At 61.8% G+C, this 20,553-nt stretch carries 19 protein-coding genes and 1 pseudogene; 15 read left to right on the forward strand and 5 right to left on the reverse strand.

Going from position 1 to position 20,553, the window contains the following annotated elements; translation table 11 throughout:
• Window positions 1-213: 213 nt before the first annotated feature.
• Window positions 214-570, forward strand: a complete 357-nt coding sequence (locus tag M0814_RS01785) for a hypothetical protein (RefSeq protein WP_103484138.1) — start codon at window positions 214-216, stop codon at window positions 568-570.
• Here M0814_RS01785 and M0814_RS01790 read toward each other — a convergent pair.
• Window positions 567-1,295, reverse strand: a complete 729-nt coding sequence (locus tag M0814_RS01790) for a type 1 glutamine amidotransferase (RefSeq protein WP_103484139.1) — start codon at window positions 1,293-1,295, stop codon at window positions 567-569. The two genes, M0814_RS01785 and M0814_RS01790, sit on opposite strands and share 4 nt — an antisense overlap.
• Window positions 1,296-1,407: 112 nt before the next feature.
• Window positions 1,408-2,604 carry an MFS transporter gene (locus M0814_RS01795; RefSeq protein WP_103484140.1) on the reverse strand — a complete coding sequence of 399 codons (1,197 nt, stop codon included), beginning with the start codon at window positions 2,602-2,604 and terminating at the stop codon, window positions 1,408-1,410.
• Window positions 2,605-2,810: 206 nt separating this feature from the next.
• Here M0814_RS01795 and M0814_RS01800 point away from each other — a divergent pair, with 206 nt between their 5' ends.
• From M0814_RS01800 to M0814_RS01820, 5 genes are all read left to right on the forward strand, one after another.
• On the forward strand, window positions 2,811-3,743 hold the full coding sequence (locus M0814_RS01800) for an AraC family transcriptional regulator (RefSeq protein ID WP_103484141.1): 933 nt from the start codon (window positions 2,811-2,813) through the stop codon (window positions 3,741-3,743).
• Between the two features lie 88 nt (window positions 3,744-3,831).
• Window positions 3,832-4,287 carry a (2Fe-2S)-binding protein gene (locus tag M0814_RS01805; RefSeq protein WP_011333895.1) on the forward strand — a complete coding sequence of 152 codons (456 nt, stop codon included), beginning with the start codon at window positions 3,832-3,834 and terminating at the stop codon, window positions 4,285-4,287.
• Window positions 4,287-6,539 carry a molybdopterin cofactor-binding domain-containing protein gene (locus M0814_RS01810; RefSeq protein WP_103484142.1) on the forward strand — a complete coding sequence of 751 codons (2,253 nt, stop codon included), beginning with the start codon at window positions 4,287-4,289 and terminating at the stop codon, window positions 6,537-6,539. Before M0814_RS01805 ends, M0814_RS01810 begins: the two co-directional genes overlap by 1 nt.
• 17 nt (window positions 6,540-6,556) lie before the next feature.
• On the forward strand, window positions 6,557-7,909 hold the full coding sequence (locus tag M0814_RS01815) for a cytochrome c (RefSeq protein WP_103484143.1): 1,353 nt from the start codon (window positions 6,557-6,559) through the stop codon (window positions 7,907-7,909).
• A 10-nt stretch (window positions 7,910-7,919) separates the two neighbouring features.
• Entirely contained in the window at window positions 7,920-8,924 is a 1,005-nt protein-coding gene (locus M0814_RS01820) for an XdhC family protein (RefSeq protein WP_103484144.1), read from the forward strand.
• 39 nt (window positions 8,925-8,963) lie between these two features.
• Here the strand turns inward: M0814_RS01820 and M0814_RS01825 are convergent, their stop codons facing one another.
• A complete protein-coding gene (locus tag M0814_RS01825) occupies window positions 8,964-9,629 on the reverse strand; it encodes a class I SAM-dependent methyltransferase (RefSeq protein ID WP_103484145.1) in 666 nt (221 codons plus the stop codon).
• Window positions 9,630-9,741: 112 nt separating this feature from the next.
• Here M0814_RS01825 and M0814_RS01830 point away from each other — a divergent pair, with 112 nt between their 5' ends.
• Window positions 9,742-10,377, forward strand: a complete 636-nt coding sequence (locus tag M0814_RS01830; protein ID WP_103484146.1) for a TetR family transcriptional regulator — start codon at window positions 9,742-9,744, stop codon at window positions 10,375-10,377.
• A 113-nt stretch (window positions 10,378-10,490) separates the two neighbouring features.
• On the opposite strand, the gene M0814_RS01835 is transcribed toward M0814_RS01830, so the two are convergent.
• Together M0814_RS01835 and M0814_RS01840 are read right to left on the reverse strand one after the other, a co-directional pair.
• Window positions 10,491-10,832, reverse strand: a complete 342-nt coding sequence (locus M0814_RS01835; protein ID WP_103484147.1) for a hypothetical protein — start codon at window positions 10,830-10,832, stop codon at window positions 10,491-10,493.
• A gap of 86 nt (window positions 10,833-10,918) precedes the next feature.
• Window positions 10,919-11,563, reverse strand: a complete 645-nt coding sequence (locus M0814_RS01840) for a hypothetical protein (protein WP_003225851.1) — start codon at window positions 11,561-11,563, stop codon at window positions 10,919-10,921.
• 170 nt (window positions 11,564-11,733) lie between these two features.
• Between M0814_RS01840 and M0814_RS01845 the strand changes: the two genes are divergently transcribed.
• The 8 genes and pseudogenes from M0814_RS01845 (at window position 11,734) to M0814_RS01880 (ending at window position 20,537) form a co-directional block, all read left to right on the forward strand.
• Window positions 11,734-11,982, forward strand: a complete 249-nt coding sequence (locus M0814_RS01845; protein ID WP_103484148.1) for a hypothetical protein — start codon at window positions 11,734-11,736, stop codon at window positions 11,980-11,982.
• Window positions 11,983-12,038: 56 nt separating this feature from the next.
• Complete coding sequence (locus M0814_RS01850) at window positions 12,039-13,067, forward strand: NAD(P)-dependent alcohol dehydrogenase (RefSeq protein WP_103484149.1); 1,029 nt, start codon at window positions 12,039-12,041, stop codon at window positions 13,065-13,067.
• Between the two features lie 108 nt (window positions 13,068-13,175).
• On the forward strand, window positions 13,176-14,333 hold the full coding sequence (locus tag M0814_RS01855; RefSeq protein WP_103484150.1) for a GGDEF domain-containing protein: 1,158 nt from the start codon (window positions 13,176-13,178) through the stop codon (window positions 14,331-14,333).
• 8 nt (window positions 14,334-14,341) lie between these two features.
• Window positions 14,342-14,836, forward strand: a complete 495-nt coding sequence (locus tag M0814_RS01860; RefSeq protein WP_103484151.1) for a thioesterase — start codon at window positions 14,342-14,344, stop codon at window positions 14,834-14,836.
• 233 nt (window positions 14,837-15,069) lie between these two features.
• On the forward strand, window positions 15,070-15,432 hold the full coding sequence (locus M0814_RS01865) for a bL12 family ribosomal protein (RefSeq protein ID WP_103484152.1): 363 nt from the start codon (window positions 15,070-15,072) through the stop codon (window positions 15,430-15,432).
• 247 nt (window positions 15,433-15,679) lie between these two features.
• A complete protein-coding gene (locus M0814_RS01870) occupies window positions 15,680-16,552 on the forward strand; it encodes an AraC family transcriptional regulator (RefSeq protein ID WP_103484153.1) in 873 nt (290 codons plus the stop codon).
• Window positions 16,553-16,637: 85 nt separating this feature from the next.
• Complete coding sequence (locus M0814_RS01875) at window positions 16,638-18,182, forward strand: class I SAM-dependent methyltransferase (protein WP_103484154.1); 1,545 nt, start codon at window positions 16,638-16,640, stop codon at window positions 18,180-18,182.
• Window positions 18,183-18,407: 225 nt separating this feature from the next.
• Window positions 18,408-20,537, forward strand: a pseudogene (locus M0814_RS01880) (TonB-dependent receptor).
• The last annotated feature ends 16 nt before the right edge of the window (window positions 20,538-20,553 follow it).

The following is a 20,553-nucleotide window of genomic DNA, read 5'->3' on the forward strand; positions in this document are numbered from 1 at the left end:
CTCCCACAGGGATCCGGGATCACAGCAATCTTTGTGGGAGCGGGCTTGCTCGCGAAGGCGCCGGGTCAGTCAACACTGACATCACAGACCTACCGCTTTCGCGAGCAAGCCCGCTCCCACAGCAACATGAGTGTGCGACGCGCAATGCCCTGTTTCGCAAGACCCACCGGATAAACCCATCTCCACACCACCACTGTCACCGAAGGATCTGCAATGCCCCCAGGAAAACGTGAACTGGCGCAAATCGAGCGGCGCTTGATTGCCACGCTCACCGACGCGTGTGAGACCGCAAAAGGCGAAATCAAAGGTTTCACCTGGCTCACCCACACCGCTGATTTGAACGCGTTGGCTCAAACCCTGAAAGTCATCTGGGTGTTCGAAACCGAGGCCGACAAAAATCTCGCCCTGACTGACGCCAAGGCACGCATCCATGAACTGACGGCCACTGCTCTGCATGAGGCCAACATCGATGTGCCTGTTTCAGACCGCAACGTGCGTTTCGACTCCGAAGAGGAATGCCAACGCACTCACGGTGGCAACTGGCGTCATCGTCTGGCCCGGTATTCCTAGCCCTTGCGTTGCTGCTGATACTGCGCAACCAGCTTGTCGAGGAACTCGAACAGTTTCAGGTTCATCTCCTCATAAGCATTGGTTCGTAGCATCGCCGGCTGCTGAACGAAACGCCGATCCACCGCCGCCGCCAACTCGTCGCGGGACGCGGCAATCAAGCGCTCCACGACCTCCGTCGTGAACTCCATATGGCACTGGAAGCCATAGACCAGATCGCTGTACTCGACAATCTGACGCGGGCAGCCCTCACTGACGGCAAGGATCTTCGCCTGCGCCGTCAGCCCCGGCATATCGTTGTGCCAATGCCCCACTTCGAGCACATCGCCGAAGTGCGCAACCTTGGCGTTGCTCTTGCCCGCCTCCGTCAAGGTGATCGGAAAATTGCCGATCTCCTTTTCCGGACTATGGCCATGTGTGGCGCCCAGCGCTTCGCCGAGCAATTGCGCACCCAGGCAAACGCCGACCACTGCCTTGTTCGCGTTGATCGCTCTGACGATCAGATCGCATTCGGCGGCCGCATCGAAATGCGGGCATTGCTCTTTGCTCGTCGCCGGCGATTGCGGACCGCCCAACACCACCAGCAGGTCGATGTTCTCGACGCTCGCAGGCAACGCGTCAAACGCATGAACGCGCGAATAGCTCGCTTCATGGCCACGTTCGCGAACCCAGGTCTCATAGGCGCCGGGCGATTCGAATGCTTCGTGAACCACGAAATGAACGTTCATTGGAAATCCTTGGTAAGGGCCGGATGAGTGATGCGCGAAAGACTATATGACACTTAGTGTCATTGGCAAGTCCGCTGCTGGAGCTGAGCTGCCAACTCCGCAATCACTTCTCTCAACCGGTCACATTCGACTCGACAAGATGAACCTCAGTTGCACTGCGCCCCGCTAACCACGCGAGCACCGACGCAACCACCAACACCGCAGCGCTCAGCTCGAAGGTGGCTTTATAGCCGCTCAGATCAAATGCCAGGCCACCGACAATGGCCCCGGCTGCGATAGCCAGTTGAACAATGGCCACGAGCAAGCCGCCCCCGGCTTCGGCATCCTCCGGGAGCGTCTGCGCCAGCCATGTCCACCAGCCAACGGGAGCCGCCGTGGCGACCAGCCCCCACAGTCCGAGCAGCACTGCGCTGAGCAACGGCGATGCGCCGAAGTTCACAAGGGCCAGTGCAATCACCGCCATGATCAGCGGAATAACCGTGAGCGTGCGGTACAGGCCGGTGCCGAGGAATCGTTCAATCACAAAGGTCCCGATGAAACCCGCAAGCCCCAGCCCCAGCAGCATCAACGACAGGGTTGCAACGCTGACCCCGGTGACGACCTCCAGAAAGGGCCGCAGGTAAGTGAACAGCATGAACTGCCCCATGAAAAATACGCTGACGGCGACCATCCCCAAGGCGACCGGCCATTGCTTCATCAACCGCAGGGCATTGCCGCTACCGGCCTGACGCTCGAGCTTGAAGGACGGCAGGCTGATCAGCAGCCACACGGCCGCCAGCGCAGCGACCGGAACCACACAGAAGAATGCGCCGCGCCAGCCTATCAACGCGCCGAGGAAACTCCCCGCCGGAGCGGCAATGACCGTTGCCAGCGCGTTACCGCCGTTGACGATGGCCAGTGCCCGGGACACTTGATCAGGCTGTACCAGACGCATTGCGGTCGCCGCCGACAACGACCAAAAACCGCCGATGGCGATACCGATCAAGGCCCGCCCGAACATGAACGAAGGGTAGCCCGGCGCGAACGCGACTACCGTACCCGAGACGATCATCAGCAAGGTCAGACCCAGCAACAGCTTCTTGCGCTCGACGCGAGCAGCGACCGCTGCAATCACCAGGCTGGTCACCAGGGCGAACGCCCCGGACACGGAAATCCCCTGCCCGGCCTGGCCTTCGCTGATGTGCAGTTCGGCGGCAATCGGCGTCAGCAGACTGACCGGCATGAATTCTGAAGCGACCAGCGCGAAGGCGGCCAACGACATGGCCAGCACGGCGCTCCAGCCGCGTTGTTCTGTAGAAAGGGGAGTCATGGGAACTACCTGTATTGCGAGAGGCGTCAGGATCGCGTTGTCGAATCGCGGCAATCCTGTAATGGTTTGACACATTCTCCCGGTCGATTGACCTCTGCCCTAGTGCATTCCTCTTGAATGCTTGCCTGATCCTCTGAGGATGCAGGGTGATGTATAGGAAACGTCTGTTCAGCGGACTAGAGTTCGATCATCAGGAGTTGCCCGACATGATCACTACCCCGCTGCGCCACAAGTCACCTTTGGCGTTGAACATTAACCCGCGCGTGAGCGTGCCGGGTGACTTCCCCACGGCCATACCCGGGCTGTCGCTGTTTCGTCGCGATCAGCCGGCGCCACCGGCCGTGTGCATGATCGAGCCGAGCCTGATTCTGGTGGGCCGTGGGGAAAAGCGCTTGTGGGTCGGGGGTGAAGGTTACAGCTATGACCCTTCGCGGTTTCTGGTCACCTCACTGGATCTGCCCGCCAACTCCGAAGTGCTGGTTGCCAGCCCCGAACAGCCCTGTGTCGGGCTGGTGCTGAAACTGGATGTGAGCATGCTCGCCGAGGTCATCACCAAGGTTGGCCTGCCGGCCAAGCGGCATTCATCCACGGGTGCAGGCGCTGGCATTGGCGACATGTCGTGCGCGCTGCAAGGCGCGCTCGAACGCCTGCTGGCATTACTCGATGAGCCTGAGGCAATCCCGCTGCTGGCGCCGCTGGTGCTGCGGGAAATCCACTATCGGCTGCTCAATACCGATCAAGGTGCGCGGCTGCGGCAGATCACTGCCGTCGATGGCCAGGGTTATCGCATCGCCAAAGCCATCGACTGGCTCAAGGTCAACTACAGCGCGGCGCTGCGCATCGATGAACTGGCGGCGCGGGTGCAGATGAGCGCACCGACCTTTCACCACCATTTCCGCCAGCTCACCGGCATGAGTCCGCTGCAGTACCAGAAGTGGCTGCGATTGAACGAAGCCCGCCGGCTGATGTTGATGGAACGTCTGGACGTTTCGCGCGCGGCGTTTGCGGTCGGCTACGAAAGCCCCTCGCAGTTCAGCCGCGAATACGCACGCCTGTACGGCACCGCACCCAGTCGTGACATCGCGCTGCTGCGCGGTGAACCCTTCGCCGCAGAAGCACTGGGCAACGCGGCAAGCTGAGCAAAGAACACGCGTCACCGGTGAGGCGCCACGCCGCGTTTCACCGCCTATAAAAATGCACGTCAACCGATGATCGAGCGGGTGAACCATGGAACTACGAATCAACCAGAAAACCTATCAGGTCGATGCCGACGCCGATACGCCCCTGCTGTGGGTGATCCGCGATGACCTGGGCATGACCGGCACCAAGTACGGCTGTGGACTGGCGCAGTGCGGCGCCTGCTCGGTGCTGGTGGACGGCAATGTCGTGCGCTCGTGCGTCACGCCGGTGGCCGGTGTGGTAGGCCGCGAGGTCACCACCATTGAGGCGATCGAGGCCGATGAAGTGGGCAAACGAGTGGTCTCGACCTGGGTCGACCTGCAGGTCGCCCAATGTGGCTACTGCCAGTCCGGGCAGGTGATGGCCGCCACGGCGCTGCTCAAGCAAAACCCCAAGCCAAGTGACGCGCAGATCGAAGCGGCGATGGTCAACCTGTGCCGCTGCGGCACATACAACGCCATTCATGCCGCCGTGCATGAGCTGGCCGGCAAGGGAGACGCCTGATGAACGTGCGTATCGATCCTGCTCAGGAAGCCTCGGCACTGGCTCTGCACGAACCAATCAACGTGTCGCGCAGACGTTTCCTGGCCGGCACCGCCGTCGGCGCACTGGTGCTTGGCTTCGGTCTGCCGCTGGGTGTGACGCGCGTGCAAGCGGCAGCGGCGGCCGCGACTGCCGAGCGCGGCACGCAGGTCCCGGCGTTTCTGGAAATCCGCCCGGACAACCGCGTGCGCCTGCTCTGCCCGTTCATGGAGGGCGGACAAGGTACCTTCACCGCGATGGCGCAGATCGTCGGTGAAGAGCTGGATGCCGACCCGACGACTTTCCTGGTCGAAGCCGCGCCGCCCGGCGAAGCCTATGTGGTGATGGAAAACGGCATGCGCATCACCGGCGGCAGCATGTCGGTGCGCATGAGTTACCCGGTGATGCGCCGCCTCGGCGCCCTCGCCCGCGCCATGCTGCTGCAGGCCGGCGCGCAGCAACTGGGGGTGCCGGTGAGCGAACTGAGCACCGAACCCGGCAAAGTCGTGCACGCGAAGTCGGGCCGCTCGGTGGCCTACGGCGCACTGGCCGAGCACGCCATGGATCTGCCGGTTCCCGATCCGGCCTCGGTGCAGCTGCGTGATCCGAGCCAGTTCCGCTGGATCGGCAAACCGGTGAAGCGCGTCGATGCCTACGACAAGTCCACGGGCAAGGCGCTCTACAGCATCGACCTGAAGGTCGACGACATGCTGCATGCCGCCGTTCAACATGCCCCGCGTCTGGGGATGACGGTGGGCAATCTGCGTAACGAAGAGCAGGTCAAGGCGATGAAAGGCGTGCATTCCGTGCATCGTCTGCCGGGTGCCGTGGCCGTGGTCGCCGAGCGCTGGTGGCACGCCAAACGTGCAGTGGAAGCGATTCAGGTCGACTGGCAGGAACCTACGGCCGACAGCAAGGTACGACCGATGCCCGCCGACTTTTCCAGCGATGCCTGGCTCAAGCGCCTGGCTGAAGACAAAGGCCCGGCCAAGGATGATGAAAATGAAGGCGACGTGGCTGCAATTCTGGCAAGTGCCAAGACCCGGATCGACGCCACCTACCACAATCAGTACCTGAACCACGGCCAGTTGGAGCCGCCGTCGGCGCTGGCCCGATTCAATCCCGATGGTTCGCTGGAAGTCTGGCTGCCGAATCAGGCGCCGGACATGTTCCGTGCGGACATCGCCAAACGCACGGGGCTGGACCCGTCGCGGATTACCTTGCATTCGCCATTGCTGGGGGGCTTCTTCGGTCGGCATTTCCTCTACGACGCCGCCAGCCCCTACCCGCAGGCGATCGAGTTGTCCAAGGCGGTTGGCCGCCCGGTCAAACTGATCTGGAGCCGCGAGGAAGAGTTCCTGCGCGACGTGCTGCGCCCCGTAGCCGCCGTGAATTTCCGCGGTGCACTGGACAACGACGGCTGGCCGCTGGCGATCGAAGCAATCAGCGCCACCGAAGGTCCGACCGAGGCGCTTGCCGGCAAGCAGGGTGAAAAGCTCGACCCTACTGCGCTTGAAGGCTTATCGGGCAAGTCCTACGCGATCCCCAACAAGCGCATCGCGCAGATCTACGCCAAAGGCCCGGCGATGCTTGGTTACTGGCGTTCGGTGGGCAACTCGCTCAACGACTTCTTCTATGAGTCGTTCCTTGACGAACTGGCTGACAAGGGCGGCAAGGACCCGTTCGAACTGCGCCTGCACCTGCTGCGCGACAACCGTCGACTGACCACGCTGCTGCAAGCAGTGGGCGAGCTGTCGGGTGGCTGGAAGCGCGGGCCGTTTACCGCGGCGGACGGCAGCAAACGTGCGCGAGGCGTGGCGATGGCGTCGCCGTTCGGTACCCAGACGGCGGTGATCGCCGAGGTCTCCATCGAGAACGGTCAGGTCAAGGTGCACGATATCTGGCAGGCAATCGACCCCGGCAGCATCGTCAATCCGGCGATTGTCGAAGCGCAGGTCAATGGCGCGGTGGCGCTGGGCCTGTCGCAGACCCTGGTGGAGGAAGCCGTGTGGATTGATGGCAAACCGCGCGCGCGCAACTACGACCTGTATCCGATCCTGCCGCCTGCGCGGATGGCCCGGGTCCACGTGCGTGTTGTCGAGAGTGGAGAAAAAATGGGCGGCATCGGTGAACCACCTTTGCCCGCTGTCGCGCCCGCTGTCGCCAATGCGGTGGCAACGCTGACCGGGCAACGGGTGCGCAGCCTGCCCATGAGCCGACACACCTTCACTTGATCAGCGCCGGAGCGTCCATGAATAACCGCCGATTCGCAAGAACCGCTGGCTGGCTGGCAGTGCCGTGCCTGGTCGCGGCAGGCCTGCTGGCCTGGTATGTCACCCGCGAGCCTGTCTCGCCGCTTGAACACCAACCCCTCGCCGTGGCCGATATCGACCCGGCGCTGGTGGCCCGTGGCGAATACGTCGCCCGACTCAGCGATTGCGTCGCGTGCCACAGTGTGCCGGGCGGTGCGCCGTTCGCTGGCGGTCTGGAAATGGCCACACCTCTGGGCGCGATTCACGCGACCAACATCACCCCGGAGCCGGAAACCGGCATCGGTCGCTACAGCCTGGCGGACTTCGACCGTGCGGTGCGCCACGGCGTGGCACCCGACAGCCGCCGTCTGTACCCGGCGATGCCCTACCCGTCCTACGCCAAGCTCAGTGACGACGACGTGCGGTCGCTGTACGCGTTTTTCATGAAAGGCGTGGCACCGGTCAAGCAGGCGAATATCCCGAGCGCGATTCCTTTCCCGTTGAACCTGCGCTGGCCGATTGCCCTGTGGAACGGTGTGTTTGCCGATACCGAACCTTACGTGGCCAAACCGTCGCAGGATGAAGTGTGGAATCGCGGCGCCTATCTCGTTCAAGGCGCCGGACACTGCGGCAGTTGCCATACGCCGCGCGGTCTGGCGTTCAACGAGAAGGCCCTGGATGAATCCGCCACGCCGTATCTCGCCGGCGCCTTGCTCGATGGCTGGTACGCGCCGAGCCTGCGGGATGATCACAACACCGGCCTGGGCCGCTGGAGCGAGCCGGAGATCGTGCAGTTCCTCAAGACCGGGCGCAACAAACATGCGGTGGTTTACGGCTCGATGACCGAGGCGTTCAACAACTCCACGCAGTTCATGAGCGATGACGATCTGACCGCGATTGCCCGTTATCTCAAGTCATTGCCGGGGGACCGTCAGCGCGACGGCCAGCCATGGCAGTACCAAGCGGTTTCGGCGACGGAACGTCTGGACGCGCCCGGTGCTCATACCTACGTCACGCGCTGCGCCTCGTGCCACGGCCTCGACGGCAAGGGCCAGTCGCAATGGATGCCACCGCTGGCCGGCGCCACCTCGGCACTGGCCAAGGAAAGTGCCTCGGCGATCAACATCACCCTCAACGGTTCGCAGCGGGTGGTGGCTGCTGGAGTGCCGGACGCCTATCGCATGCCGGCCTTCCGTGAGCAGTTGTCGGATCAAGAGATCGCCGAAGTGCTGACCTTCATGCGCAGCACCTGGGGCAATCAGGGCCGTGCCGTTGAAGCGCAGGCAGTCAACAAGCTGCGTGAACACACCGATCCGGCCAGCAGCAGCCCGATCATCCTGCAAATGCGTTAGAGGAACTTTGATGGAAAGCATCGACTTGCTGGTCCTGCGCACCGCGCGGGACTGGCTCGCCGCCGGCGAGCGAGTGTTGCTCGCCACGGTGGCGCGCACCTGGGGCTCTTCGCCACGTCCGACAGGGTCGATGATGGCCTTGCGTAACGACGGTCGCGCGGTCGGCAGCGTATCCGGCGGCTGCATCGAGGACGACCTGATCGATCGCTACACCACCGTGCATGGCGGCAGCGGCTTCAAGGACGCTGCACCCGAGGTGGTGCGCTACGGCGTCAGCGCCGACGAGGCGCATCGTTTCGGTTTGCCCTGTGGCGGCACGCTTGAGCTGATTCTCGAGTTCAACCCGTCGTGGCAGGTGCTGGACGAACTGCTGGTGCAACTGGATGCCGGGCAACTGGTGCGCCGCTGCCTGGCACTGGATAACGGTCAGGTCACACTGCAAGCCACGGCAACCCCGGAGCAATTCAGTTTCGACGGCCAGCGGATGCTCAATACCCTCGGGCCGGGGTATCGGCTGCTGATGATCGGTGCCGGCACGCTGGCCGAGTATCTGGCGACCATGGCGCTGTTCAACGGCTTCAAGGTCGCGGTTTGCGATCCTCGTGCGGAATACATCGAAACCTGGGCGGTGAACGGCGTGGAGCGGATCATCGGCATGCCCGATGACGTGGTGCGCGACTTCGCGGTCGATCTGCGCACCTGCATCGTCGCCTTGAGTCATGATCCACGACTCGACGATCTGGCGCTGCTCGAAGCCCTGCACAGCCCGGCGTTTTACATCGGCGCCATCGGTTCGCGGCGCAATAGTCAGCTGCGTCGCGAACGTCTGATCGAGCATTTTGGTGAGACCCAAACGTCACTCGAGCGCCTGCACGGGCCAATCGGCATCTATATTGGCAGCAAGACACCGGCGGAGATCGCCGTCAGCGTGATGGCCGAGATCCTGGCCGCGAAGAATGGCGCCAATTTGCCGAAAGAGTTTTCAATCGCCAGCTCCAAGGCGCAGGAAGCCTGACTGACTGAAACAATAGCGATCATCAGGGCCTTTCAAGGCTTACGCGTAATCACCCAATCGCATCGACAGCTCGATGTCATCAGCAAACGGCACCGACAGGTAACCGTTCTGCGGCGCGCGCACATAAGCCAGATATTCCGGGCAATAGTTGGTGTTATCCGCCACCACTAGCGCGCCCGGTGTCAGGTGTTTTTCCACCAGTTTCAACACGTCGCCATACAACGCCTTGGCCCCGTCGAGCAGGAGCAAGTCGACCGACGGCGGCAGGTCGCTGGCGAGGGTGACGAGTGCATCGCCTTCGCGGATGTCCACCAGATCGCTGACGCCGCCCTCGATGAAGTGATGGCGGGCCAGGGCGATTTTCGACGGTTCGAATTCGCTGCCGATCAGTACGCCGCCACCGTTGTCGCGCAATGCCGCCGCCAGGTGCAGAGTGGACAGGCCGAACGAGGTGCCAAACTCGACAATCGCTTTGGCCTTGGTATTGCGCGCCAGCATGTACAGCAGTTTGCCGGTGTCGCGCGAGACCGGCAGCCACAGATCCTTGAGCATGGCGTAGAGTTGCAGGTACTCAGTCTTGCTGTGCATCAGGCGCTCGCGCTCGTCGCCCGACACCGTTTCCAGCACCGGGCTGGTGGCAGCGCTGGCTTGGCTGTAGAGGCGTTCGATCAGGCTGGCCAATGGCTCAGAAGTCAGGGTGGTCATGATTGCTTTCCGTCAATGGGGGATTAAGATGCGAGTGATTCGTCGCATTTAAATGATGCGAGTGATTCACTCGATCCGCTATTCGCGTTTCCCCCCGAGGCCCGAGCCGCCCATGAGCAATCGTCAGACCGCCCGTATTTCCTCGCGCAAACAGCCGCAGCAGGCACGCTCGACTGACTTGGTCGCGGCGATTCTGCAGGCGGCTATTCAGGTTTTGACCGAACATGGCGCGACCCGATTTACCACCGCACGGGTCGCGGAAAAGGCTGGCGTGAGCATCGGCTCGCTATACCAGTACTTCCCCAACAAGGCAGCGATCCTGTTTCGCCTTCAGAGCGATGAGTGGCTGCACACCACGCAGATGCTGCAGCGAATTCTCGAAGATCAGCAACAGCCGCCACTGACGCGCCTGCGCACACTGGTGCAGGCGTTCATTCGTTCGGAGTGCGAGGAAGCGCAGATGCGCGGTGCGCTGAATGACGCGGCGCCGCTGTATCGCGATGCGCCCGAGGCCCACGAAGTGCGCGCCGCCGGACGGCAGATCTTTGCCGAGTTCATGCTGCAATTGCTGCCGGATGTCGATGAGGCAAGCCGCACCGCAACTTGTGATCTGATCCTGACCACGCTCAGTTCGGTGGGCAAGGACTTTTCCGGTACTGCACGCAGCGATCAGGAAATCACGGCTTTCGCCGATGGGTTGGCGGACATGTTCAGCGCCTACATAGTGGCGCTGAATCAAGTCGCCTGAACCACACAGACTCCGGCAAAAAAAAGCCCCGCAACCGAATGAGGTGCGGGGCAAAGTATTGGTTGGTTGCGGCCAACCAAAGGAGCTCGGTTAAAACGGTTTGCGCAGCCGGGTCAGATGCAATCCTGGGCGGCGCGTTCAAAGCTGGACGGCAGGAAATTCGAGGCCAGCAAGTGGCGCTCGTAGATGAACACCTTGCCGCCACTGCCGGCCTTGTAGGCTTCCAGCACGTTGTCTGCCGACACCTTGCTCGGCACCACGATCCGGTAGCTGCGCTGGGTTTGCGAGACGGTCGGGTTCAGCGCACTGCCCTGCAGCTTCGGCACCACGCAATCGGCGTATTGCGCCGGGGTCTTGTTGGTGTGCAAGGTCAGCGTCGGGTCGTTCGGTGCGGAGGCGCAACCGCCGAGCAGCAAGGAGGCAACGGCCAGGGTCGGGGCAAACAAAGCACGCATCGGGGTAATCCTGAAAATAAAGGTCCGGTTCAACTGGCAGCGGCTCAGCGTCACGGCGCCGCCGCTGCCCTTTTGGTTTTGAGTGTTCAGCTGGAAGCCACCAGCGCCTTGAGCGAGGCGTCGAACTGCTTCAAGGCATTGAGTTGCAGGTCACGTTGTTTCTCGATCTGCGCGGCAATCTCTTGCGCCGCTTTGTCGTGGACCCAGACCGACGGGATCTGTTTCTCCACCGAGCCCTCGGCCTTGCCGATGTACTGCAGGTCGGCATCGTAGAAACGCGCGATGAAGTGCGCTTCGAACAGGCTGTTCTGCTGGGTCAGCAAGCGGTTGAAGGTGTCGAGTTTCACCACGATATCCGGATGCGCCAGAATCAATGCATCAAGGTTGTCGTAAACGGTCACCGACATGAACTGACGCTGCAGCGAGCTGAGCAACCAGTCGATGGCCAGCTCCGGATCGGAGCTGCGGACAAACGCTGCACGAATCCGCGAGTCCAGCGCATCCTTGGCACCGTGCAGCGCCATGTCGTGGTAACGCGTCAGGTACTGCAGGTTTTCCCGGGTGTTTTCGCTGTACAGCACACCCACGGTCTGTGAATGCTGCAAGGTCGCGCTGCTGCCGGCGATCGGTTGAAGATGACACTCACAGGCGTCGTCTGCGTAAGACGGTGCCGTGGCTACCACGCCGCTCATCAACAGAGCGATCAGCGCCAGTCGGGTCAGTGTCTTCATCGCGCAATTTCCTTGAGCTGCGTGTTCAATGAAAGCGATTTTCCGCCTATTGAATGCAAAGCTGAACTTGCGTTTCGTGATGGTCACTATTACTTCTAGCGATAGTTACCGACGATAAAGTTTGATGCACGCTCATCCCTAATGACTAAAACAACAGTGAGGAAGCCGATTTGAGAACCTTTGACCTGATCCGCGACGCGGTTTTGCCCGACTTTCGCGAGCGGGTGGCCGAATACCTGGTGCAGTACGAAAGCGTGTTGCTGGACAAGGACATCACCAATGCGCAGCTCAAGCGCGATACCGCCAACCAGTTGCGCGGCTATCTGCGCGGGCTGAACACCACGCGCGTGCTGGGCATGGCCTACTGGGAAGAACTGGATCGACGGGTCGTCGACACCTGGCTCGCGCCACAGCCATGACCGACTAGACTTGCCGGGCTGCCAATGTCCCGTCAGTCGAACCGGAGGTGCCCCCCATGAGCAACAGCGAACCCGCAACTTTCAACGGCTGGGCCGCCACCGCCGCCCGTGCCCCGCTGGAACGCTACAGCTACGATCCCGGCCCTTTGGGCGAAGAGGACGTGGAAGTCGCGGTGGAATATTGCGGCGTCTGTCACTCCGATCAGTCGCTGATCGACAACGACTGGGGCATCAGCCGCTACCCGTTCGTGCCGGGTCACGAGGTGGTCGGCAAAATCGTGCGCATGGGCCCGCAAGTGCGCGGCCTCGAACTCGGCCAGCGCGTCGGCATCGGCTGGTACAAGGGCAGCTGTATGCATTGTTCGTCGTGCATCAGCGGCTCGCAGCAACTGTGCGGCACCGCCCAACCGACCATCATCGGCAGCAACGGCGGTTTTGCCGATCGCTTGCGTTCGCACTGGGCGTGGGCGATTCCGGTGCCGGCCAATCTTGATCCGGCGATGGTCGGCCCGTTGTTCTGCGCCGGTTCCACCGTGTTCAACCCGTTGCTGCAGTTCGGCGTCAAACCCACCGACCGGGTCGGCGTGGTCGGCATTGGCGGCCTCGGTCATCTGGCACTGCGGTTTCTCAACGCGTGGGGCTGCGAAGTCACTGCGTTTACCTCGTCCTTGAACAAACAGGATGAAGCCAGGCGTCTGGGCGCGCATAACGTGGTCGCCTCGACTGACAGCCACGCGCTGAAAGCGATTGCCGGCAGCCTGGACTTCCTGCTGATCAGCGCCAACGCCGACCTCGACTGGACCGCGATGCTCGCCACCCTGCGCGGCAATGGGCGGCTGCATTTCGTCGGGATCGTGCCCAACGCGATTCCGGTGCATGTGTTCGATCTGATCCCCCAGCAGAAATCCCTGTCCGCTTCCCCGGTCGGCTCGCCCGGCACCATGGCGACCATGCTTGAATTCTGCGCCCGGCATCAGATTCTGCCGCAGGTCGAGATGTTTCCCATGAGCAAGGTCAACGAGGCCGTCGATCATCTGCGCAGTGGCAAGGCGCGCTATCGCGTGGTGCTGGACGCCAGTCAGTGACGATCCTGTGCGGCGCCTGCGAGGGCAGCCGCCGCACCTCCTGCCAAAACAGCCCCGAACGCTTACAATCGCCCGTCTAACCGCCCCCTCAGACAGGCGCTTCAAGAAATGCTGCTCGATCCACCAACGATGCTGACCATCTCGATCGCTCTCGCTGCCGCTGCCGCGCTGTATCTGGCGGTCGAGTGGCGCAGCATTCGTGAGCCTTCGCTGCTGTTCTGGAGCGCCGGTTTCGCCACGATTACCGTCGGTTCCACCCTGGCACTGCTACGCAGCAACGGCTTTCTGCTGGTCGGCATCTGGTTTGCCAACGGCTTGCTGGTGACCGCGCATTTCCTGTTTCTGCTCGGTGTGGCGCGCTTCACCCAGATTCGCCTGTCCCGCGCCTGGTACCTGATCTTCGTCTGCTGGCTGGTGTTGCTGTTGCTGCCGGACGGGCCGCTGTGGTCGAAAGTCATGCTGGCGGCCAACTCGCTGCTGGTGGCCGCCTCGACGCTCAAGGCCAGTCTGCTGCTGCGCCCGCATGGCAAATCGCTGAGCGTCGGCGCGGTGCAATTGCGCTACGTGCTGCTGGGCCATGGGATGTTCTATGTGGCCAAGGCAATGACCGTGATGATCCCGGGGACGCTGATCGACCTCGCCGCGTTCCGTGGCGTCATCATCCAGATCTCGCTGGTCGAGGGCGCGATGGCGATCATGCTGATCGCGCTGTCGATGACCGGCACCGAACGTTACCGGCGCGAAGAGCAGATCGCCCGATTGGCCGCTCGCGACCCGCTGACTGCCCTGTACAACCGGCGCGCCCTCGACGTGCGCGCGCCGCGCCTGCTGCAGGACGTCTCCCCGGCGCATCCCGGCGCCCTGCTGCTGATCGACATCGACAACTTCAAACTGGTCAACGACCAGTACGGTCACAGCGCCGGCGACCGTTTGCTCGTCGCCTTGAGCGAAATGATTCGCACCGAGACCACCGATGAGACATTGGCCGCGCGCTTGGGCGGTGACGAGTTCGTGATTTTGCTGAGCAACGCGCCCAGTGATCACATCGTCAGACTGGGCGACGCCCTGCGCGATCAGTTCCAGCGCAACGCCGCCCAGACCTTCCCCACCGCCGAACCGGTGACGCTGAGCATCGGCGCCACCCTGTTCAACCAGCCGCCGGCCAGCCTCGCGGCACTGATCGAGCAAGGCGACGCCGCGCTCTACGAATCCAAGCGCGGCGGCCGCAACCGCCTGCGCCTGACCGGGCTTACCACTTCAGGATGACCAGACCGATGACCCGTTCCGAGACGCCCCTGCAAGACCTCGCCGCCCCCGAAGGCGTCTGCTACGGCTGCGGCGGCCGCAACCCCCATGGCCTGCACGTCAAAAGCTACTGGCACGAGGACGGCGTGCACGTCATGGCCGAACATCTGCCGGACGAAAAATACTGCGGCTGGCCGGACCTGGTGTACGGCGGCCTGCTGGCGATGCTGGTCGACTGCCATTCCAACTGGACCGCCATGGCCTACCACTACCGCCACGAACAACGCGAACCAGGCAGCCTGCCGCGCATCGACTGCGTGACCGGCAACCTCGGCATCAAATTCATCAAACCCACGCCGATGGGCGTGCCGCTGACATTGCGCGCCAAGGTCGAAGGCGAAGTCGGGCGCAAGACCCGGGTGATTTGCGAGGTATATGCCGGGGAGGTGCTGACGGCGGTGGGCGATTCGGTGTTCGTGCGGGTTGATACCGGGCAACTGGCGGACGCAGCGCACGGCCGCTGACTCCCCGCTCCTCCGCCTCCTGAGCAGCCTACGGAAGCTCCTATAGGGAACACCGCTGGATATGAATCTTCGATGCGCCGCGCAAGAAGCCAGCTCAGCAACTCCAATGGTTAGTTTTTTTGGTTTGAGAGGTAATTCTTAAACAATCTGAAAAACTGTAATTTCTAACAGGTGTCAGGTCTCCGGTAAGCGGTGAAGATTGACTTCACATATTGATTACAGGAGAACCTGAAATGACCAAAGATGAATTTATCGACTGGCTCCCCAGCCTTACTGTACTCGAAGCACAAGATATTATGATTATGTTGAAGAAAAGATTAGGAACGTCGGAAACGTCAGGTGAAGCGTCATCTTCTGGCGAATTCATAGTAATTCTGGACGCAGTTGATGAAAGTAAAAAAGTCCCAGTCATTAAAGCAGTTCGAGGACAAACCGGTTTAGGGTTAAAGGAAGCAAAAAACCTGGTGGATAGTGCTCCAAACACAGTGCAGCAGAACCTCTCAAAAGCTGAAAAGGACGCGGTCAAAATACGACTAGAGGAAGCGGGTGCGACAGTTAAGATCAGGTGCCCTTCGTGTATACAGTCTGTCAGATAAGCCGATCGTAATCCTTCACCAGGCATTTACGCCCAAGGCAGTGCGCCGCTCCATCCAGAGCGCGCCAACACCTTGGGCGTTATGCTGTCCGACGACTGCTCCTGACCGGCGCGATACGTGACGTGCATGGGCATGTTGCGCCAGGCAATTGCGCGATTACTGGATACGCTGAGCAAACCCGGCTAGGCGCGCCTACGCCAAAATCGACGAGGCTATAGCCGACCGCACTTCCAGGAGTCTCCACCCAGTGTCCGACCTGCCGACCCAGCGCGCCTACACCCGGCGCTTCAACGCCGTACTCGCCTATATCGACGCGCATCTCGAAGGCGACCTCTCGGTGAGTACGCTGAGTCAGTTGGCGAACTTTTCGGTGTTTCACTTCCATCGGCAATTCAGCGCCTTCGTTGGCGTGCCGGTGTCGCGCTATGTGCAGCTGATGCGTTTGCGCCGGGCTGCGCATCGACTGGCCGCGCAGCCGGAGCATTCGATACTGGATGTCGCGTCTGGCGCCGGTTTCGAAAGTCCGGAAGCTTTCAGCCGGGCGTTCCGGCGCGATTTCGGCCTGTCGCCGAGTGCCTTCAGGAAGCAACCGAACTGGCAGATCTGGAATGCGGTGTTTGCCATCCCTCATTTTTCCAGGAGCGTCATCATGCAAACCAGAATCGTCGACTTCCCGACCGTGCGCGTCGCTGCACTTGAGCACTGCGGCGCACCGGGGGAAGTTCAGCAAAGCGTGCAGAAATTCATCGCCTGGCGCATGCACAGCGGGCAGTCGCCCGTGGCGTCGAGTCGTACCTTCGGCATTCCCTACAACAACCCCGACACCACTGCGGCGCAGGATTTTCGCTTCGCCATCTGTGGCGAGATTGATGAGCCGGTAGCACCCAATACGTTCGGCGTGGGGGAACTCGTCATTCCCGGGGAACGTTGCGTGGTGGTGCGGCACGTCGGTTCGCCGGATCATATCGGCGAAACCATCTATCCGGTCTACCGTGACTGGTTGCCGGCCAGCGGTGAGGAATTGCGCGATCATCCGCTGTTTTTCCATTACCTGAGCGTGTATCCCGAGACCCCGCAGGAGCAATGGCAGACGGACATCTATGTGCCTTTGCAATCGTAAGATTCACTTACATGTTTTTCCGCTTGTGGTGCGTAATGACAACCCTTTATAAGAGCGGCTCACTCGCGAATTGAAGGATGTAAACATGAGCAATGCCTGGAACGAAGGGTATTTCACCGACGAGGGCTACACCTACTCGTATAGCCGGGAAATCAACCCGGTGTTCCAGCGTTATTGTTTGTTGTTGCGCGGTTTTGCCACCCTCGAAAACACCGGCGGTTACCACTGCGAACTGGGCTTCGGCCAGGGTGTTTCAATCAACATCCACGCCGCCGCCAACCCGGGCAACTATGTCGGCACCGACTTCACACCGTCCCAGGCCGCGCATGCCATTGCGCTGGCGAATGACTGGAACAGCCAGGCACGACTGTATGACGACAGCTTCGAGCAGTTGCTGGCCCGTGATGACCTGCCGGCCTTCGACAGCATCAGCCTGCATGGCATCTGGACCTGGGTCAGCCGTGACAACCAGAAACTGATCGTCGAATTCGCCCGGCGCCACCTCAAGCCAGGGGGCATGTTGTACGTCAGCTACAACTGCTTCCCGGGCTGGTCACCATCGGCACCCTTGCGCAATCTGTTCAGCCTGCACAACCGCTTTGCCAGTCAGGCCTCGACCAGCCCGGCCAAGCGCATCGATGCCGCGATGCAGTTTTCCGAAGCACTGTTGGCGGCCAATCCGAAGTACGCCAAAGCGGCGCCGGCCCTCGGTGCCCAGTTGCAGAGCATCAAGGGCCAGAATCGTCAGTACGTGGCCCATGAGTACTTCAACCGCAATTGGGACTGCATGTACTTCACTGACGTGGTCGACGCCATGACCGCAGCCAAACTCGACTACGCCACCACGGCCGTGCCGCTGGACACAGTGGCCCCGCTGAATTTGAGTGCAGAGGGCATGGACTTTCTGGAGGGTATCGAGCACCCGATCATGCGGGAACAGGCGCGCGACTATTTCATCAATCAGAACTTCCGCCGGGATCTGTACGTACGTGGCGCCAATCGGCTGTCTGCTGCCGAGCAGCGCGATGGCCTGCTGAGAACGCGTTTTGTCCTGCTGCAAGCGATTGAGAGCATTCCCGGCACGGTCACTGGTCCCGCCGGCGAGGCTGCGCTGCAAACTGAGATTTACAGCCCGGTGCTCGAAGCGCTCGCCGCCAGTGCTTACGCACCGAAAACCCTGCAGCAGTTGTCGATGGCCGTCGGCTCCGTGTCTTACGACGACCTGGTGCAGGCTGTCACCGTGCTGATCGGCATGGGCGTCGCCGCCCCGTGCCAGAGCGAAGCCGCCGAAAGGCAGGTGCAGGAACGTTGCGACACTCTCAACCTGCAACTGTGCAAACGCGCGCTGTTCAACAACAACATTCAGGTGCTGGCCAGCCCGGTCACCGGTGGTGGCGTACCGATCAGCCGCGTTCAGCAGTTGTTCCTGATTTCGATCAAGCAAGGCATGACACAACCGAGCGAGTGGGCGCAGTTGGCATGGGCCGTCATCGGTGATCAAGGCGAAGTGCTGCTCAAGGGTGACCAGCCGCTGCTCACGCCCGAAGAAAACCTGGCCGAGATGACCGAACAGGCGCGGGCATTTGCCCAGACTCCGCTGGATATTCTCATGGCGTTGAAAATTGCCTGATCCTTCCATGCGCGTCGGCTGACGAGCAGGTAAACCGTGCGACTGGCCGTGATCGAAAGCGGCCAGCCGCCTGCATTTACGGCGTTTAATGCCGCCTCCTGAAAAATCCACGCCGCTCCTGTCATCTCGCTCCCCGGCAAAAAAAGCAAAATTGCCATGTGTTTCCATCGTTCCTTCTTGCGTCGCACTGTTCATTGCCCGTCCCTGTCTGTCTGGAGTTTCTCGATGCCGTCGCCCAAATCCCTGCCCTCTGCCCTGTTGGGCCTGGCCCTCGCCTGCCCGGTCATGGCCGAGGAACCCAAAGGCATGGAGTTGGGGCAGGTGCTGATTTCGGCTGAGGAACAAAGCGGCGCCGATGCCTCCGTCGCCGAGGCCCAAGCGCGCCTGGCGCAAGTGCCCGGCGGCAGCAACGTGGTCGACATGCGCCAACCGTTGCAGGGTCGTGTGGCGAGCAATCAGGACGTGCTGGCGTATCAGCCGGGGGTTTACGCGCAGTCGGCGGGCAACGAAGGGGTGAAGATTTCGATCCGTGGTTCGGGGATCAACCGGGCGCCGGGCGCGCACGCTTCGGGGCTGTACACCCTGCTCGACGGCCTGCCGCTGACCGGCCCCGGCGGCACGCCCTACGAATTGCTCGAACCGCTGTGGCTCGACCATGTGGAGGTGCTGCGCGGCGCCAACGGCTTTGATCGCGGCGCCCTGGCGCTGGGCGGCGCCGTCGATTACGTCAGCCACACCGGTTACGACGCGCCGAAACTGCAGGTGCGCTATGCCACCGGCAGCCATGGTTATCAGCAGCGGCAAGTCAGCTCCGGACAAGTGCTGGGCGACTTCGATTACTACGTGTCGCTGACCGACTCGAACGCCGACGGCTATCAGGATCACACCGCCAGCGAGAGCAAAGGCGTGATCGCCAACTTCGGCTATCGCTTCAATCCGAACCTGGAAACCCGCTTCTATATCCGCTATCGCGAGACCGACAACGACCTCGCCGGCCGCGTGACCAAGCACTCGATCGAGCACGATCCACGGGCGGCCAACCCGGCTTATGTGTCGCGCGACGACAGCCGCAAACAACCGGGCAGCACCTTCATCGGCAACAAGACCACCTACTACATCGACGACGATTCGAGCATTCAGACCGGGCTGGTCTATCACGATTACCCGATGGACCTGCGCGAAGGCCCGAACCGTCTGAAAGTGGCCTACACCGACGTCAGCGGCACGTTCGACTACAAGCGTCGCGACACTTTGTTCGGCATGGAAAGCCGCAGCACCGTGGGCCTGCGCACCACCAAACACCTGCCCAACGACGGCGCCAGTGAATTCGTGCGCATCCCGTCCGGCAATACCGCCGCGTATGCGCCGGGCACACGCATGCGCAACTTCACCTATCAGGGTTCGGACACCGTGCTGCATGTGGGCAACGACCTGGAACTCGCCGACGACCTGTGGCTGACCACCGGCCTCGCCGCCATTTACACCCGCCGCGAAAGCGCCGTCACCTACCCGCAAAGCGGCGGCAAAACCAGCCTGAATGACTGGGATTACGCCCCGCGTCTGGGCCTGCGCTATCAGGTCACGCCGGATTTGCAACTGTTCGGCAACCTCAGCCGCTCAGTCGAGGCACCGCACCCGTGGTCGCTGATCTACAGCTCGAACATCCGCTTCCCCTCCGGCAACGGTGCGGCGACCGGCACCCAGAGCGACCCGATCAAACTGCAGAACCAGACCGCAACCACCCTCGAACTCGGCGGCCGCGGCGACAGCGCAATCGGCCAGTGGAGCCTGGCGTGGTACTACGCGCAGGTGCGCCACGAATTGCTTTCGGTACTGCCGGACGCCAACGCCGTCACCCCGTATGAACTCAACGCCAGCCCCACCGTGCACCAAGGCGTGGAAGCCAGCCTGCAAAACACGCTGTGGTCAGCCGCCGACGGACGTAAATTGAGCCTGCGCCAGGCCTACACCTTCAGCGATTTCCACTACCGCGACGACCAGCGTTTCGGCGACAACCGCCTGCCCGCCCTGCCGATGCACTATTACCAGGGCGAACTGCGCCACGACTGGCCGCAGGGTTTCTTCGCGGCGGTCAATACGCAACTGGTGTCCAAGGTCGCGGTGGATTACGCCAACAGCTACTACGCCGATCCCTACGCATTATTCGGCGCCACCGTCGGCTACAACGCGCCGAAAAACGACTGGCAGACCTAGCTGGACCTGCGCAACCTGACCAACCAGCACTACGCCGCGACAGTCACGCCGGGGTATGACGACAAGGGCCTGGATGCGGCGCGGTCTACGCCGGGTGAAGGGCTGGGGGTTTATGTCGGGGTGTCGTGGAGTTTGCTCTGACGGTTTGCATACTCGG

The organism is Pseudomonas sp. MWU12-2020 (genome assembly GCF_023100605.1).
Lineage (GTDB): Bacteria > Pseudomonadota > Gammaproteobacteria > Pseudomonadales > Pseudomonadaceae > Aquipseudomonas > Aquipseudomonas fluorescens_H.

Coding starts and splice junctions, on each gene's coding strand:
- M0814_RS01805 (WP_011333895.1), top strand. CDS start 3,832: ATGGAACTACGAATCAACCAGAAAACCTATCAGGTCGATGCCGACGCC.
- M0814_RS01810 (WP_103484142.1), top strand. CDS start 4,287: ATGAACGTGCGTATCGATCCTGCTCAGGAAGCCTCGGCACTGGCTCTG.
- M0814_RS01855 (WP_103484150.1), top strand. CDS start 13,176: ATGCTGCTCGATCCACCAACGATGCTGACCATCTCGATCGCTCTCGCT.
- M0814_RS01785 (WP_103484138.1), top strand. CDS start 214: ATGCCCCCAGGAAAACGTGAACTGGCGCAAATCGAGCGGCGCTTGATT.
- M0814_RS01860 (WP_103484151.1), top strand. CDS start 14,342: ATGACCCGTTCCGAGACGCCCCTGCAAGACCTCGCCGCCCCCGAAGGC.
- M0814_RS01815 (WP_103484143.1), top strand. CDS start 6,557: ATGAATAACCGCCGATTCGCAAGAACCGCTGGCTGGCTGGCAGTGCCG.
- M0814_RS01825 (WP_103484145.1), bottom strand. CDS start 9,629: ATGACCACCCTGACTTCTGAGCCATTGGCCAGCCTGATCGAACGCCTC.
- M0814_RS01865 (WP_103484152.1), top strand. CDS start 15,070: ATGACCAAAGATGAATTTATCGACTGGCTCCCCAGCCTTACTGTACTC.
- M0814_RS01840 (WP_003225851.1), bottom strand. CDS start 11,563: ATGAAGACACTGACCCGACTGGCGCTGATCGCTCTGTTGATGAGCGGC.
- M0814_RS01830 (WP_103484146.1), top strand. CDS start 9,742: ATGAGCAATCGTCAGACCGCCCGTATTTCCTCGCGCAAACAGCCGCAG.
- M0814_RS01795 (WP_103484140.1), bottom strand. CDS start 2,604: ATGACTCCCCTTTCTACAGAACAACGCGGCTGGAGCGCCGTGCTGGCC.
- M0814_RS01835 (WP_103484147.1), bottom strand. CDS start 10,832: ATGCGTGCTTTGTTTGCCCCGACCCTGGCCGTTGCCTCCTTGCTGCTC.
- M0814_RS01875 (WP_103484154.1), top strand. CDS start 16,638: ATGAGCAATGCCTGGAACGAAGGGTATTTCACCGACGAGGGCTACACC.
- M0814_RS01800 (WP_103484141.1), top strand. CDS start 2,811: ATGATCACTACCCCGCTGCGCCACAAGTCACCTTTGGCGTTGAACATT.
- M0814_RS01820 (WP_103484144.1), top strand. CDS start 7,920: ATGGAAAGCATCGACTTGCTGGTCCTGCGCACCGCGCGGGACTGGCTC.
- M0814_RS01790 (WP_103484139.1), bottom strand. CDS start 1,295: ATGAACGTTCATTTCGTGGTTCACGAAGCATTCGAATCGCCCGGCGCC.
- M0814_RS01850 (WP_103484149.1), top strand. CDS start 12,039: ATGAGCAACAGCGAACCCGCAACTTTCAACGGCTGGGCCGCCACCGCC.